Origin of the sequence: Senegalia massiliensis (genome assembly GCF_009911265.1) — a bacterium.
GTDB classification, from domain to species: Bacteria; Bacillota; Clostridia; order Tissierellales; family SIT17; genus Anaeromonas; species Anaeromonas massiliensis_A.
Genome location: NZ_QXXA01000003.1, coordinates 60,197 through 75,469 on the forward strand (window position 1 = coordinate 60,197; position 15,273 = coordinate 75,469).

General features: G+C 27.5%; 16 protein-coding genes and 1 riboswitch. Of the genes, 8 read left to right on the plus strand and 8 right to left on the minus strand.

The features are described 5' to 3' along the window. Positions 1-145 precede the first annotated feature (145 nt). From D3Z33_RS01565 to D3Z33_RS01580, 4 genes are all read right to left on the minus strand, one after another. Positions 146-1,111 (minus strand): polyprenyl synthetase family protein, encoded by a 966-nt coding sequence (locus tag D3Z33_RS01565; protein WP_160196041.1) that lies wholly within the window; start codon positions 1,109-1,111, stop codon positions 146-148. A 34-nt stretch (positions 1,112-1,145) separates the two neighbouring features. Then, entirely contained in the window at positions 1,146-1,661 is a 516-nt protein-coding gene (locus D3Z33_RS01570; RefSeq protein ID WP_130807858.1) for a Gx transporter family protein, read from the minus strand. 9 nt (positions 1,662-1,670) lie between these two features. After that, the gene (locus D3Z33_RS01575; protein WP_160196042.1) at positions 1,671-2,048 is read right to left on the minus strand and encodes a NusG domain II-containing protein; all 378 of its coding nucleotides are present in this window, start codon (positions 2,046-2,048) and stop codon (positions 1,671-1,673) included. A 105-nt stretch (positions 2,049-2,153) separates the two neighbouring features. After that, complete coding sequence (locus D3Z33_RS01580) at positions 2,154-3,986, minus strand: FAD-dependent oxidoreductase (protein ID WP_160196043.1); 1,833 nt, start codon at positions 3,984-3,986, stop codon at positions 2,154-2,156. Positions 3,987-4,271: 285 nt separating this feature from the next. Between D3Z33_RS01580 and D3Z33_RS01585 the strand changes: the two genes are divergently transcribed. Then, positions 4,272-5,318 (plus strand): FAD:protein FMN transferase, encoded by a 1,047-nt coding sequence (locus D3Z33_RS01585; protein WP_160196044.1) that lies wholly within the window; start codon positions 4,272-4,274, stop codon positions 5,316-5,318. Between the two features lie 25 nt (positions 5,319-5,343). Here the strand turns inward: D3Z33_RS01585 and D3Z33_RS01590 are convergent, their stop codons facing one another. The 3 genes from D3Z33_RS01590 to D3Z33_RS01600 all read right to left on the minus strand — a co-directional run bounded on the left by D3Z33_RS01590 (position 5,344) and on the right by D3Z33_RS01600 (position 7,487). After that, complete coding sequence (locus tag D3Z33_RS01590; protein ID WP_160196045.1) at positions 5,344-5,691, minus strand: DUF2680 domain-containing protein; 348 nt, start codon at positions 5,689-5,691, stop codon at positions 5,344-5,346. 76 nt (positions 5,692-5,767) lie between these two features. Next, a complete protein-coding gene (locus D3Z33_RS01595; RefSeq protein WP_160196046.1) occupies positions 5,768-6,874 on the minus strand; it encodes a mechanosensitive ion channel domain-containing protein in 1,107 nt (368 codons plus the stop codon). 103 nt (positions 6,875-6,977) lie between these two features. Continuing rightward, positions 6,978-7,487: a type 1 glutamine amidotransferase domain-containing protein gene (locus D3Z33_RS01600; RefSeq protein WP_160196047.1), complete on the minus strand. Its 510-nt coding sequence runs from the start codon at positions 7,485-7,487 to the stop codon at positions 6,978-6,980. A gap of 136 nt (positions 7,488-7,623) precedes the next feature. Here D3Z33_RS01600 and D3Z33_RS01605 point away from each other — a divergent pair, with 136 nt between their 5' ends. Both D3Z33_RS01605 and D3Z33_RS01610 read left to right on the plus strand, forming a co-directional pair. Next, positions 7,624-8,103, plus strand: coding sequence for a hypothetical protein (locus D3Z33_RS01605; RefSeq protein ID WP_160196048.1), 480 nt, complete (start codon positions 7,624-7,626; stop codon positions 8,101-8,103). 129 nt (positions 8,104-8,232) lie between these two features. Beyond that, positions 8,233-9,510 carry an SLC13 family permease gene (locus D3Z33_RS01610; protein WP_160196049.1) on the plus strand — a complete coding sequence of 426 codons (1,278 nt, stop codon included), beginning with the start codon at positions 8,233-8,235 and terminating at the stop codon, positions 9,508-9,510. Positions 9,511-9,551: 41 nt separating this feature from the next. Here the strand turns inward: D3Z33_RS01610 and D3Z33_RS01615 are convergent, their stop codons facing one another. Beyond that, positions 9,552-10,202 carry an HAD family hydrolase gene (locus tag D3Z33_RS01615; protein WP_160196050.1) on the minus strand — a complete coding sequence of 217 codons (651 nt, stop codon included), beginning with the start codon at positions 10,200-10,202 and terminating at the stop codon, positions 9,552-9,554. A gap of 56 nt (positions 10,203-10,258) precedes the next feature. Further along, positions 10,259-10,326: riboswitch (Fluoride riboswitch) on the plus strand. Between the two features lie 54 nt (positions 10,327-10,380). Here D3Z33_RS01615 and D3Z33_RS01620 point away from each other — a divergent pair. The 5 genes from D3Z33_RS01620 to D3Z33_RS01640 all read left to right on the plus strand — a co-directional run bounded on the left by D3Z33_RS01620 (position 10,381) and on the right by D3Z33_RS01640 (position 15,236). Further along, positions 10,381-11,556: a cation:proton antiporter gene (locus tag D3Z33_RS01620; protein ID WP_160196051.1), complete on the plus strand. Its 1,176-nt coding sequence runs from the start codon at positions 10,381-10,383 to the stop codon at positions 11,554-11,556. A gap of 50 nt (positions 11,557-11,606) precedes the next feature. Beyond that, positions 11,607-12,098: a superoxide dismutase family protein gene (locus D3Z33_RS01625; protein ID WP_160196052.1), complete on the plus strand. Its 492-nt coding sequence runs from the start codon at positions 11,607-11,609 to the stop codon at positions 12,096-12,098. Positions 12,099-12,488: 390 nt separating this feature from the next. Beyond that, positions 12,489-13,298 carry a TrmB family transcriptional regulator gene (locus tag D3Z33_RS01630; RefSeq protein ID WP_160196053.1) on the plus strand — a complete coding sequence of 270 codons (810 nt, stop codon included), beginning with the start codon at positions 12,489-12,491 and terminating at the stop codon, positions 13,296-13,298. Positions 13,299-13,308: 10 nt separating this feature from the next. Further along, on the plus strand, positions 13,309-14,199 hold the full coding sequence (locus D3Z33_RS01635) for a sulfite exporter TauE/SafE family protein (RefSeq protein ID WP_160196054.1): 891 nt from the start codon (positions 13,309-13,311) through the stop codon (positions 14,197-14,199). A 29-nt stretch (positions 14,200-14,228) separates the two neighbouring features. Then, on the plus strand, positions 14,229-15,236 hold the full coding sequence (locus D3Z33_RS01640; protein ID WP_347561168.1) for an ornithine cyclodeaminase family protein: 1,008 nt from the start codon (positions 14,229-14,231) through the stop codon (positions 15,234-15,236). Positions 15,237-15,273: the final 37 nt, after the last annotated feature.

A 15,273-nucleotide genomic window follows, 5' to 3' on the forward strand; every position in this document is an offset into this window, starting at 1 on the left:
CCCCCTTATATTGTGTTATGTTATGATTTCATTCATATATATTGTATGTTATAGTGTTGAAGTTGTAAAGTAGCTTTTTATAATTTAATAATTTTTATAATGAAAAAAGGACCCTAAGGTCCAATTCCCATAAAAATTTATGAATTTAGTATTTTCTCTTCAATAATTTTTCTGTTATTTCATATATAATTTTTTTATTTTCACTTTCTGGAAGTAATTCTATATTTTTAAATGCTCTATTTGTATATTTTATAGCTAGTCTCTTTGATTTTTCTATTCCATCTGAATTTTTAACAATATTTATAATTTCTATTACATCTTGGTTATCAATACTATCTTTTTTTATTATATCTTCTAAATTATTATTTCCTTCTAAAATAGCATATATTAAAGGTAAAGTAAAAAATCCTTGTTTAAGATCATTTTTTATACTCTTTCCCATTATATTTTCATTTGCTGTATAATCCAATATATCATCTATTATTTGAAAAGCCATACCTATATTATACCCAATTCGTCCTAATTTCTTTGACAACTTTTCATCACAATCAGCTTCTTTTGCACCTATTGTAAAGCTCATTGCAAAAAGAGCTGCAGTTTTACCTGAAATTATTTTCAAATATCTTTTCAATGATACATTTTTATTAAATCTAAAATGATGTTGTCTTATTTCTCCAATACAAATCTTTAATATAGATTGAGATATCTTTTTTATATTTTCCATAGAATAATCTTCACTTAACATAAGAAAACATTTTGAAAAAAGATAATCTCCCATATATACTGCCTGATCCTTACCATATTTTGATTGTATTGTTACATTTCCTCTTCTTAATTTTGATTCATCTATTATATCATCATGAATAAGAGTAGCCATATGGAGCATTTCTATTACTGCTGCTAAGTTTTTATGCTTTTTATCATTATAATTACCAAATTTGGATGATAACAATAAAAATGCAGGTCTAAGCATTTTTCCACCTGAAAGAATCAAATCAGTCAAAGGTTCTTCTATATATTTCTCTGTTGTTTTTACATTTTCTATCATTATTTTATTTACATCTTGTAATTCATTTTTAATTTGAGGATAATCATCCCAAAACATATTCATATTATTTATCACCCTTGATATTTACTTTTAATTTTTAAGTCTTAAAAAATAAACCAGTATCTTTTAAAAATTTCAATATATATTTTACTGTAATACCTACAAATAACCCTGTAATAACTGAAGATAATAATAATAGAGGTAGATATATAAATATATTTAAATTTTCTATTATTAATGCCGCCATTAAAATTTGACCTATATTATGAAATACAGCTCCTACAATACTAATACCAATTACACTTATTTTTTCTCGTCCTATTACTTTTAATATATACATTATTAAAAAGCTTAATATTCCACCAGAAATACTAAATAGAAATCCTGATACATTTCCTCCCAGTAGACTAGCAAGTATTACTCTTAAAATTACTACAGTAAGTGTTTCTTTAAAACCAAATAAATATAAAGACACAAGAGTAATAATATTAGCAAGTCCTAATTTAGCACCTGGAACTCCAAAATTGAATGGTATCAATCTTTCTACCAAATGAAGTACTAATGCTTGAGCTACTAATAATGATATCACTACTATTTTCCTTGTTTTATTCATAATTCCCTCCTAATAAGAGGTATCATCTAATCCATCCTCTTTTTCTCCTATAATTTCTACTACAACTTTATTTGGAAGGCATACTAAAATCTCACCAGGTTCATCTATGGATCCATCCTCTACACAAACCTTGTCAGGACAATTTGCATCTATAATATTTGCTTTATTATCAGATAATTTTATAGTATTCTTCCCAAACTCAGTGTCTAAATTTATTGTTTCATCTGTTGTTTCTGTTAATTCAACAGTTTTATAAACTTGTCCATCTATTGAAATTTGAGCTTTCTTACTATTAAAATTATCGTCTTTTATATAATTTAAATATAAAAACCCTAATAATGAAATTAAAAGTACAGAAATGATAATTATCTTATCAAATTTTTTCATAAATATTCCTCTTTCTAAACTATTATCTTCTATAGTTTATCAATTTTCAAACCTTTAATCAAATAAAATCCTTTCGCAAAAAAATAGTGCGAAAGGATAATATTTCTAATCTATATATAAATATGATTTCCTTGCAAATGGAGTTTTCATCCACCATTTCTTTAGTATTGGCATTACATAATAATCTAATCCAAATACTCTTCCTGCACCACCTATTAAAGCTATCCCTGCTGCTAAATACCAAAGCATTTCATAAGGTGCCATACCTGATGTCCAAATCATTATACCCATTACTACAGATACTATAGAAGCTATCGCTGTAAATAACCCAAGAATTAATAGTCCACCTACTATAATTTCAGCTATTACCATTCCTGTTTGGAATACACTAGCAAGTATTGTGAAATCACCATCATCAGTATAGAAAAATATATTCATAAACCAATCCATAATATCACTTATAAAATCTGGTACTGGTAAAGCGTCTCCCCACTCTGCTGCTTGTTCTCCAGCTGCTGCAGTTGTTTCACTTGCACCTGTAGTCCCTTCTACAGATAAAGGAGATTGTGGAATTAAGAATATATCAGTTGGATCTTCTAATACTTGAGGTATCTTATTTAATCCTTCTCTTAACCATTTATATCCTACAAATACTCTTAAAGGTACTAACCAGAAATTAGGACTTCTATATGAGAAATGTCCTCCTAATATTGATCTATTCTCTTTTATAGTAAAGAATTGATGCATTATATAAGACCATACTACATTAAAGCCACCTACTCCAAATAAATAATGAACATTTACCATATGCTTCATAAACATTGCAAAGAAACCTGATAACTCCATATTTCCTAAATGAGCTACTGCATATCTTGACCCTATTGAAACCATAAATCCATGATAATTAGATTTAAATCCTTTTAAATCCTTATTATTAATATCAGATTCAATATTTTCTACTGCTGTTTCTGCTGTTTGAAGTGCTGTTTCAACTATTTGAGGTGTAGGTCCTGATTCTTCTTCAAAATATGAATTATCACCTATAACATATATATTTTTATGATCTACAGACTGCATATATTCATTTGTTTGAATACGACCTCTTTTTCCTAAAGTAAGACCTAAATTGGCTGCAAAGCTACTTCCTTGTACTCCAGCTGTCCAAATAAGAGTGTGTGTTTTGAACTCTTGACCATCTTTTAAAGTTACACTATCAGGAGTAACTTTAGTTATCATTGATTGAGTTAATATTTCTACTCCTAATTTATTAAGTCTTCTTTCTGCTTTTGCTATTAACTTATCATTTAATATAGGTAATATTTTTGGAAGCCCTTCTACTAATTTAAGAGAAACTTCTTTTTCATTTATGTTAAACTTTCTTGATAATTTTTTCTTCCATTCTGCAATTTCACCTATTGTTTCAACTCCTGTAAACCCTGCTCCTGCTATTACAAAAGTTAACATTTTACGCCTTTTCTCTTCATCTGTTTCAGTGCTTGCAAGTTCAAACATTTTATAAACATGTTCTTTTATTTTTACAGCGTCATCATATGACCATATTGTAAAACTGTGCTCTTTTGCTCCATCTACTCCAAAAAATGCTGGTTCAGATCCAGAGCCTAATACTAAATAATCATATTCATATTCTTTTGTCTTAGATATAAGCTTTTGAGATTCAAAGTCAATATTATCAATTTTATCAGTAACAACATTTACTTTCTTTTTACCGAATATTTTCTCTAAGTTAATCTGAACCCCATGTTTCTCAATTCTACTACCTGCAACTTCATGCAAATCAGTTAGAAGAGTATGATATGAATTTTTGTCAATTAAAGTAATTTCTACTTCGTCGTTTTTCTTAAATTTTTTATGAAGTAATTTAGCTGAATGAACGCCCCCATATCCAGCGCCCAAAATCACTATTCTTTTCTTACTCATTATGAGCCTCCTTATTTTTTATATTTACTCTGTATAAAATATATATTGATAAAAATGTAACTTTTATGAATAAAATAATAGCATGTCCATATATTATTGTTAATATTGTAACTATGATGTATACAGAGTTGTATTGATATTATAACATAAATTTTATATTAATCTATACTAATTTATTAAATTTATATTACAGTTTTTTTATTTGTTTACTAGGATTTAATTTTATTTATAAATATAAGTAGTTGTGATATAATTATTTACGAATTTTACAATTGGAGGTTATATATGAACTTTAAAAAATATTTTATATTATTAATATTATTTGTTTTATTATTCTTTACAGGGTGTAATTCAAATGAAATTTCAACTAATGAAAAAGTCGAACCTAAAAGTGAAAATGCTTTTTATCTTGGAACAGTTGTAGATATTACCATATATGATAACGCTCCTGATAATATATTTGAAACTCTTTTTTCAAAAATAGAAGATATTGAAAATAAAATGAGCTTAAATATAGATTCATCTGAAGTAAACAAAATAAATGAAAATGCAGGAAAGAACTTTGTTAAAGTGTCAGAAGATACGTATAATGTAATAGAAAAAGGAAGATATTATTCTGATATAACAAAAGGTAATTTCGATATTACAATTGGTCCTCTTGTGAATCTTTGGCAAATAGGAACTGAGAATGCAAAAGTGCCAAGTGAGACTGAAATAAAAGATAAACTTCCTCTAATAGATTATGAAAATGTAATATTAGATGAAAATGAAAAAAAAGTAAAATTAAATAAAGCAAATATGAAATTAGATTTAGGTGGCATAGCAAAGGGCTATGCAGCTGATGAATTAGCAAATATTTTAAAAGATAATAATGTAAACCATGCAATTATAAATTTAGGCGGTAATGTATTAGCATTAGGTGATAAACCTGACGGTTCATCTTGGAAAATAGGTGTACAGAATCCTTTTGAACCACGTGGAAAGCATATAGCTATAGCTAATGTAAAAGACAAAACTGTAGTATCATCAGGTGTATATGAAAGAAATTTCACTGAAGACGGAAAATTTTATCATCACATATTAAACCCTTTTACAGGTTATCCAGTAGAAAACAAATTACAAAGTATCACAATAATTTCAGATACCTCTTTTGATGCAGATGGACTCTCTACAGGTATATTTGCTCTTGGCCTAGAAAAAGGACTAGAATTTGTTGAAAAAACAGAAGGAGTAGATGCTCTTTTCATAACTAATGAAAAAAAAGTATATATTACTTCTAATATAAAGAAAAATATAGAAATGACAAATGAAGAATTTAAATTAATGAATTAAAAAAAGCTCAGAAACTGAGCTTTTTTTAATAGTTATGGCAATATCCTCCAAAACCGCCGTATCCACCATATCCATTTCTTTTTCCATCTCTTTGACCTCTTCTAAATCCCATTCCTGGACCATGATATTCTTCATTATCAAATCCATTTTCATTGTGATATTCTTCTACTTCATTCAATCTTTCCTTATAATCTTCTGCTTGTTCAGGAGTTATATCTCCATTTTTTACTCCTTCGTCAATCCTATCTTTTTGCCACTCCATTTTATCTCTAAACCATTCTGGAACAACACTTCCATCTCCATCTGCAAAGGCTACAACTCCAGCTGAAAATACTAATGCTGAAATCAATAATACGCTTAAAAATTTCTTCATAATTTACATCTCCTTTTTATATTTATATTTTGTTTAATATAATTATAAAAAAAGATTATGAAGAAATTATGAAGAATTATGATTCTTTTTTAAACTCATTTAGATTTAAATTATCTTCAAAATATAAACTGGTACTTGGAAATGCAATTTCTGCTTTTTCTTGTTCTAAAATATCCATTATTTTAAGGTTTATATCTTGTTTTATATTTAAAAACTCATTATAATCTATTGCTTTTGCAAAATATTGTATAAGTACATCTAAACTGCTCTCATTAAATATTTCAAAATTCGTAAGTATCATTTCATTATCTACATCAGGATGCTGTAACAACATATATTTAATATTATCAACTACTCTTTCCACTTTATAGGATGATGTAGAATATGTTAAGCCTAAATAAAATCTAACACGTCTAATTCCTCTTTTTGAAAAATTAGTTATAGCATTTTCAGATACTTTTGAATTAGGTATGGTTATTAATGCTTTTTCAAATGTTCTTATTTTAGTACTTCTAAAATTAATATCTTCTATTACACCTTCGATATTAGAAAATACTACCCAATCACCAATATCAAATGGTTTATCAATTAAAATTGAAATTCCACCAAATATATTTGCTAAACTATCTTTGGCAGCCATTGCTATAGCAATACCTCCAATTCCAAGACCTGCTATAAAAGCACTAATGCTATATCCAAATTCTTCTACTATAATAGCTATAGATATTGATATTATGATAACTCTAATTATTCTTGAAATAAAAGGTTTCAATATTTTTTGTGATTTTAAATTTAATTTTGCTCCTAATTTATCATAAATCCATTCATAAGTTCCTGCTACATTATATAATCCCCAGGTTATAATTATTATAATAGAAACTCTAAATAACTTAGTGATTACAGTTTGAGTAACTTCTTTAAATGGTAAATAAATAAGAGCTATATAAAGGCCTATTACAATAATTAATGTCCTTATAGGTTTTTTAAATTCATCCAAAATATAATCATCTACTTTATTTTTTGTTTTTTTGGTAAAAATGCTCACAAATTTATATATTATTTTAGTAATAACTGAACTAAATATTATAGAAACAAAAAATATTCCAACTGATATTCCAATTTGCATTAAAGAAACTGCAAAATTTTCATCAAAAAATTTTTTTATCCATTCTAAAACTTCCACAAATATTCCTCCATATTAAATTATATTTATTATTTAAAAGTATATACATGATTTTAAATTTTATCAATAAGATAAAAAAATAATCCCGAGCTCGGGATTATTTCTATCTATTTAAATTTTCTATAATTTTTGTGGTAAATGCTATTAAGTCTTCAGGACTTCTAGATGTAATTATATTTCCATCAACTACAACATCTTCATCTTTGTAAGTTGCTCCAGCATTTATTAAATCATCTTTTATTGTGTGATATGAAGTTAATTTTTTTCCTTTTATATCACAAGTAGAAGCTATCATCCAAGGTCCATGACATATTGCTGCAATAACTTTTCCTTTATTATTCATATCCTTTACAAAATCCTTAGTTGCTTTACATGCTCTCATTTTATCTGGTGAATAACCTCCAGGAATAACAACAGCATCATAATCACCTGAATTTATATCACTTGATGCTAAATTAGACTTAGTAGGAACTCCATTTTTACCTTTATAAATAGTATCTTTTTCAGTACCTATTAAATCAACATCAAATCTTTCTTCTTTAAGTCTATATAAAGGCCAGAGAAGCTCAATATCTTCATACATATTTTCTACTAATAAAGCTATTTTCTTCAATATTATAACCTCCTATATTTTATGACTCTATAAATTACTTACCCCCTAAGTATCTATTTATTCACTATTCTTAGAGTTTAATCTATTTACAATTGTGATATAATATAATTTAGAAAATAATTATAGGGGTGATTTTTTGAGAAAATATATGATTGCAGAAGCAGACATTCATTCTACTGCTCTTAGACAATTAGGAGCTGAAGTTCACGTCATGAATTCTTTATTATGTTATGTTTCATTCAATATTAAAGGCACAAAAGTATCTTATGTATATAATATAAACAAAAAAAATAAATACTTTTTACAAAGAATAAAGCCATATCCTGAAACTGCTGGGACTTTTAGTAGTGAAGATGAATTGATAAAAACTATTAAAATAGATATTGAACAATTTGAAAATGCAGCTAATTCACATCATTTCAAAGAATTTATTGAGTTTAATAAAAATTTAAATGAAACAATAAGAAATTTTGAAGATTTATATTTGTATTATAATGTTCCAAATGAAACTATAAGAGAAATTCAAGTTGAACTAAATAAAATGCAAGCACTTATAAAGAGAACAAGAGAAACTTCACAAAGAGTGTATAAGAAAAAAGATCCTGACACAATATAATATAATCGTTAACTTAAATACTATTAAGATTATATTAAATTTTAAAAAAACTTAGACTTGAAAGAGTTTTTCTTGTATTATAGATAAGTGTAGAATTTACAACTGAATATTTTAAAGGAGATGTTTTAAATGACTTTAGATACTGGAGTTTATATTGCAGTTTCTATATTTATACTAACTTATATTTTTATTATTTCAGAAAAGATTAATAGGACATCTATTGCACTTTTTGGAGCATCTCTCCTGATTGGTCTTAGAATCATAAGTCAAGAGTATGCATTTGATACTATTGACTTCAACACAATTGGCTTACTTGTAGGAATGATGGTAATTGTCTCTATAGTTAAAAAAACAGGCATATTTCAATATGTAGCTATAAAAGCTGCTAAAAGTGCCAAAGGAGATCCATTTAAAATTATTTTAATACTTTCTATTATAACTGCTGTATCATCAGCTTTATTAGATAATGTCACTACTGTTTTATTGATAGTGCCAGTTACTTTAGTTATAACTGAAACATTAAAGACTAATCCACTACCATTTCTAATCCCAGAAATTTTAGCAGCAAATATAGGTGGTACTGCTACACTTATTGGTGACCCACCTAATATAATGATTGGTAGTGCTACAAACTTAGGTTTTATGGATTTTGTTTTGAACTTAGGCCCTATAGTGGTAATTATCCTTATTGCTACACTATTTATAATTAAGTTTATTTATGGTAATTCTATGGATGTAAGTCAAGAATTAAAAGACAAATTAATGAAATTTGATGAAAATAAATCAATAAGAGACTATAAATTACTTAAACAAAGTTTGTTTGTATTAGCTCTTACAATGATAGGATTTATAACACATCAATATTTAGGACTAGAATCCGCAACAGTTGCATTAATAGGAGCATCACTTTTATTAATAATTAGTAAATTAGACCCAGAAGATATCTTGCTAGAAGTAGAGTGGTCTACTATATTCTTTTTCGCAGGATTATTTGTTTTAGTTGGAGGCCTTGAAAAAGTAGGAGTTATAGAATTCTTAGCTAAAGAAGTATTAAATTTAACTAAAGGAAATTTAATGCTTACAACTTTAATGATATTATGGGTTTCAGCATTAGCATCAGCTTTCATTGATAATATTCCATTTGTAGCTACAATGATACCTCTTATAAAGAGTATAGGATCAATGAGTGGTATTGCTATAGGTCCACTTTGGTGGGCACTTGCACTTGGTGCATGTTTAGGTGGAAATGGTAGTTTAGTTGGTGCATCTGCTAATGTAATAGTGGCAGGTTTCCTTCAAAAGACCGATCATAAATTATCTTTCGTTAAATTTTTAAAAGTAGGTTTTCCTATTATGATAGTTTCTGTAATAATATCAAGTATATATTTAGTATTGTTTTATGTATAAATAAAAAATAACATCCACATAAAAATTGTGGATGTTATTTTTTATTTAAGTAGCTCGTCCAAATCTAGTTCATTAAAATCTTTTATCACCATATCTGCATGGGATAAATTTTGATTTGAAGTTTCATCTCCTTCATAACCAATGACTTTAATCCCTGCATTATTAGCAGCCTTTACTCCATTTTCTGAATCCTCTATAACTATAGCCTCTTCTTTTTTTACCTTTAATTTATCTAAGGCATATAAAAATATATCTGGTGCTGGCTTTGAATCTTTTACAAAATCTCCACTTATAAGTTCCTGAAAATACTCTCTTATCTCTAATGTTTCTATAATTTTTTCTATCCAAGATACAGGAGAAGAGGATGCTACAACCATCTTGATTCCTTTGTTATGTAAATCCTTTATTAGAGGTATAACTCCATTTATTGCATTTACATTTTCTTTTAATTGAATATGATCTAAATATATTCCTCTTACCTCATCTACTAATTCATTTACTGTTTTATTTAAATTATATTTCTTTTTTAGTTTATCAAACATATAATAAGAATTAGTTCCCACAAATTCATCTAAATCCTTTTTTGTAATTTCAACTCCAAAATTGGCCATATATTCAATTTCTATTTTTACAAGTTCTGGCTCACTATTAACTATTACACCATCCATGTCAAATATAAATGCTTTAATCATAAAATCACCTTTACTTTCTTTGATATTATATGTATAATATTATCATAATTTATCAAAAATAAATAGGTGATGGAGCTCACCTTTAAATATTACATATAATGTAATTGATGGCTCCTACTTCTTTAGGATAACTCTATGGAAGTAGGAGTTTTTTTAATTTTAAAAAGGGGTTGTTTTTATGGCAATTAGTTTTGCAATTATAATTATTTTTGGCTTACTAGCTAACAAGATATTTACCAAATTAAAATTACCTGGTCTTCTAGGTATGCTTATAGTAGGTATCCTATTAGGTCCTTATGCATTTGACATTCTAAATAAAGAAATCTTAATAATTTCAGGAGATTTAAGAAAAATAGCACTTATAGTTATACTTCTTCGTGCTGGACTCGGAGTAAAAAAAGAAACATTAAAGAAAATTGGAATTCCAGCAATAAAACTTAGTTTTATCCCTGGTATATTTGAAGGTTTTACACTTATATTCATTACAATGAAAATATTTAACTTCTCATTTGAACAAGCGGGAATACTTGCTTTTATAATAGCAGCAGTTTCTCCTGCTGTTGTAGTTCCTTCAATGCTTTCACTTATTGATAAGGGAAAAGGAGAAAAGAAAGCTATTCCTACACTAATTCTTGCTGGTGCCTCTATTGATGATGTATTTGCAATAACAATATACTCTACTTTTTTAGGAATGTATAATGCAAAAAATGCAAATATATTAAAACAATTATTAAATATACCTATATCTATAGCTTTAGGTATATCCATTGGCATTATAATTGGGTTTATTATGACTTATATTTTCAAACATTATCATATAAGGGATACTAAAAAAACACTTATCCTTCTATCAACTGCAATAATATTTAATAGTTTAGAAGAACCTTTAGAGAAAATTGTTCCTATAGCTACTCTTTTAGGTGTTATGACAATAGGTTTCATATTACTAGAAAAATACCCTAATGTAGCAAATAGATTATCATCTAAACTTAACAAAGTGTGGGTATTAGCTGAAATAATACTTTTTGTACTTGTAGGAGCAGAAGTAAATATTTTTGTTGCAATGGATTCAGGTTTAATTGGAATACTTGTTATAACTATTGGTCTTATTGGCAGGTCAATTGGTGTAATAATATCACTTATAGGTACAAATTTGAATTTTAAAGAAAGACTATTCTGTATTATATCATATACTCCTAAAGCTACAGTACAAGCTGCTATAGGAGCAGTTCCTTTAACAATGGGAGTTAAAGGTGGAGAATTAATACTTGCTATTGCAGTACTTTCAATAATTATAACAGCTCCACTTGGTGCAATAGGTATTAAATTTGCTGGAGAAAGATATTTGGAGTAAAACTGTACCATTCAATTTATCACCTCATATTATATTATGAGGTGATAAATATGTATTACGATTTTGCAGTTGCTGAGATTGAAGGTGGCCCTTTAAAAAGCGATATTAGAGGATATGTAAGTTTTAGAGATATAGATGGCGGCATAATAGTTTGTGCATATATTTACGGATTACCTGAATATATGCCTGGAACAAATAAAAAAGATCCAATTGGACCTTTTGGTTTTCATATTCACGAAGGAGAATCTTGTACTGTAGGAGATCCAAACAATCCATTTCAAGCAGCAAAGGGACATTATAATCCTAGAAATGTTCCACATGGAAATCATCCAGGAGATTTTCCAGTACTGATTGCTAGTGATGGATTTGCTCAAATGTGCTTTTTCACAAATAAATTTAGCATAGATGAAATTATAGGAAAAGCTATTATAATTCATCAAAATCCTGACGATTATAGATCTCAACCTGCAGGAAATGCTGGTAAAAGACTAGCTTGCGGTATAATTAAACCTATGTATAATAAAATGCAAATGAGATGGTAAATAGATAGGTCTATTACCTATTACTCTAATGATAATAAAAGATTTAATATTTTAATATAATTATTGCCAAGGATATTTTTGTTCACATAGAAATACCCTTGGCAATAATTGTATATTTTTTTAAAAAAGACAGCATCCTACTATTATTAGTATTTAAGAATAAATATTCACATTTTTAAGAACCTTGAAATTTACACACTTTTGATTGTTATAAAAAAAACGTTAAAAAATAATCGTTTAATTATTGACATTTTTATTTTGTTGGTATATATTAGTTCCTGAAGGTAGCTACTATTAAAAAATATTTAAATTATAATTCTTTTAAAGGTTTATGTTATTATTATATTAGTAATTTATACTAAATAATATTGAATATAAAGGAGAATTATAATGGATAAAGTAATTAGGATTTTAAAAAGTTTTAATTTTAACGAATCTGAGGCAAAAGCGTATATTACACTGTTTCAACATGGTCCTTGTTCAGGTTATGAGTTAAGTAAGATGTCTGGTATTTCACGTTCTAAAATATACAATATTTTAGAATCATTATTTCAAAAAGGTTATGTATCGAATACCCAAGACGGAAAAGTTCTTTTATATAGATCAGAACCAATTGAACATATTTCTAGATTAATAAAGACTTCTGTAGAAGATGGATTAGATATGCTTCAAGAAAGTATGTCTAACTTTGAAAAAACTATAGATAGTGAACAAATATGGAATATAAAAGGATATGAAAATATTATAAATAAATGCATAGATTTAATAGAATCTTCAAAAAAAGAAATCCTAATTCAAGTTTGGAGTGACGATTTAACTGATCGTTTAGAAGAAATTATTGTAAAAAAACAAAAAGAACTCGGCCGAGTTTTAGTAATAATCTATGATTCAGAAGATAATTACAACACTAAAATTAAAAAATTCTATAAACATGGTTTTGAAAAAAATAAAATTGCAGATACAGGAAGTAGATGGATTACAATTACTATAGACTCTGAAGAGATGTTACACGCATCTATTAAAAACTATAACGTGGCAAAAGGTATCTATACAAAGAATAAAGGCATGGTATTTTTTGCAAATGAATACGTAAAACATGATGCATATTGTCTTAGATTAATAGATGCATTAGGTGATAAAGTAAAAGATGTTTTTGGAGAGAATATGGAGGGGATCCGAGATGTATTTGCTATAAATTAGGAGGATTATAATGGTATTAAATATTATTTTAACACTAATTGTTTTAGTAAATGGAACTTTTGCAGTAAAATTCATTAAGAATTTACTTGCTAATAAAAATGAGGCAATGAATGAACCTGGAAATCCTATTGCGATGGCAATTTCTTCATTCACACTTTTTTTTCTATCAACTTTTGGAATATCAGATTTTGCAATATCCACTGTATTATATAGAAAGTTAAAATGGACCAGTGATAAGAAATTACCAGGTACATTAAATACACAATGTGTTATACCTGTTGCAGTTATGGCTTTATCATATATTTCATCAATAAGTGTAGAACTTAAAACATTAATAATAGCTATATTAGCTCAAGTTTTAGGTGCTTATATAGGCCCTAGATTCGTGGTCAAAATGAATGTTGATGTAATCAAAAAGTTTATATCTGTAGGTCTTTTAATTGCTGCTGGACTTATATTAATGGGCAAATTTGGAGTATATCCTTCAGGAGGTAATGAAGTAGGTTTAGCAGGATTCAAATTAATATCTTTAGGTATTTTATCTTTTGTTTTTGGAGCACTTAATAATGTGGGAATAGGTTCATATGCACTAACTATGGCTACTGTTTATGCTTTAGGATTAAATCCTGGTGTGGCTTTCCCTATAATGATGGGAGCTTGTACTTTCTCAGTTCCAGTAGGGAGTATGCAATTTGTTAAATACGAATCATATTCAAGAAAAATAACATTATTTACTTCTATATTCGGTTCTATTGGGGTTTTAGTTGCTGCATTTATTGTTAAGAGTATGAATGTTTCTATGCTTCAATGGTTAGTAGTTGCAGTATTAATATATAGTGCCATAACAATGATTTCTGATATAAGAAAAGCTGAAAAAAGTGATGTTAAAGTCACAGCATAATTATATATAATTTATATTTTAAAAAGGATGTGTTTATTATTAAAGTTGTTGTTTTAAAAGATCATGATATTGAAAATGTATTTTCTATGAAAGATGCAATCAAAGCAGATAAAGATGCTTTAGAATTTTATTCAAAGGGAGAAACTTCTATACCTTTAAGAACTAATATAAGTGTAGATGAGCAAAATGGACAAAGCCTCTATATGCCAGGTTATGTATCTGGTGCAAATGCTTTAGGTGTGAAAATTGTTTCTGTATATCCAGATAATATTGAAAAAAAATTAAACTCTGTACCTGCAACAATGATACTTCTAAATAATGAAACTGGAGAAGTTTGTTCAATAATGGATGGCACCTATTTAACAAGAGTTAGAACTGGTGCAGTTTCAGGTGCTGCAACTGATGTGTTAGCAAGAAAAGACTCTAAGATTTTCACCATTTTTGGTACAGGTGGACAAGCAGAGGGACAACTTGAAGCTGTATTGGAAGTTAGAAATATTGAAGAAGTTAGAGTGTTTGATATAAGCAAAGATCGTGCTATAGAATTTGCTAATAGGATGTCTGAAAAATTTGCTGAGAAATTTAATGTTAAAATTTTTGCAGTTGATAGCTCAGATGAAGCAGTAAAAGATGCTGATATTATTACATGTGTTACAACTTCAAAAAAGCCTGTTTTTGATGGTAAACTTATCAAAAAAGGTGCTCACATAAATGGTGTTGGTTCATATACTCCAGATATGCAAGAAATTGATGCATATATTTTGAAGAACTCTGATAAAGTATATGTAGATACAAGAGATGGAGTCTTAAATGAAAGTGGAGATTTTATAATACCTATAAAAGAAAATAAATTCTCAGAAAGTGATATAACTGGAGAACTAGGTGAAGTAATAATGGGCAAAGTTCCATCTAGAACTAATGATGAAGAAATTACTTTATTTAAAACAGTTGGTAGTGGAGTATTAGATGTTGTAACTGCAAGAAGAATATATGAAAAAGCCTTAGAAAAAGGAATTGGAAGTATTATAGAATTTTAATAATTTAACACCTCTGAAATATTTCAGAGGTGTTAAA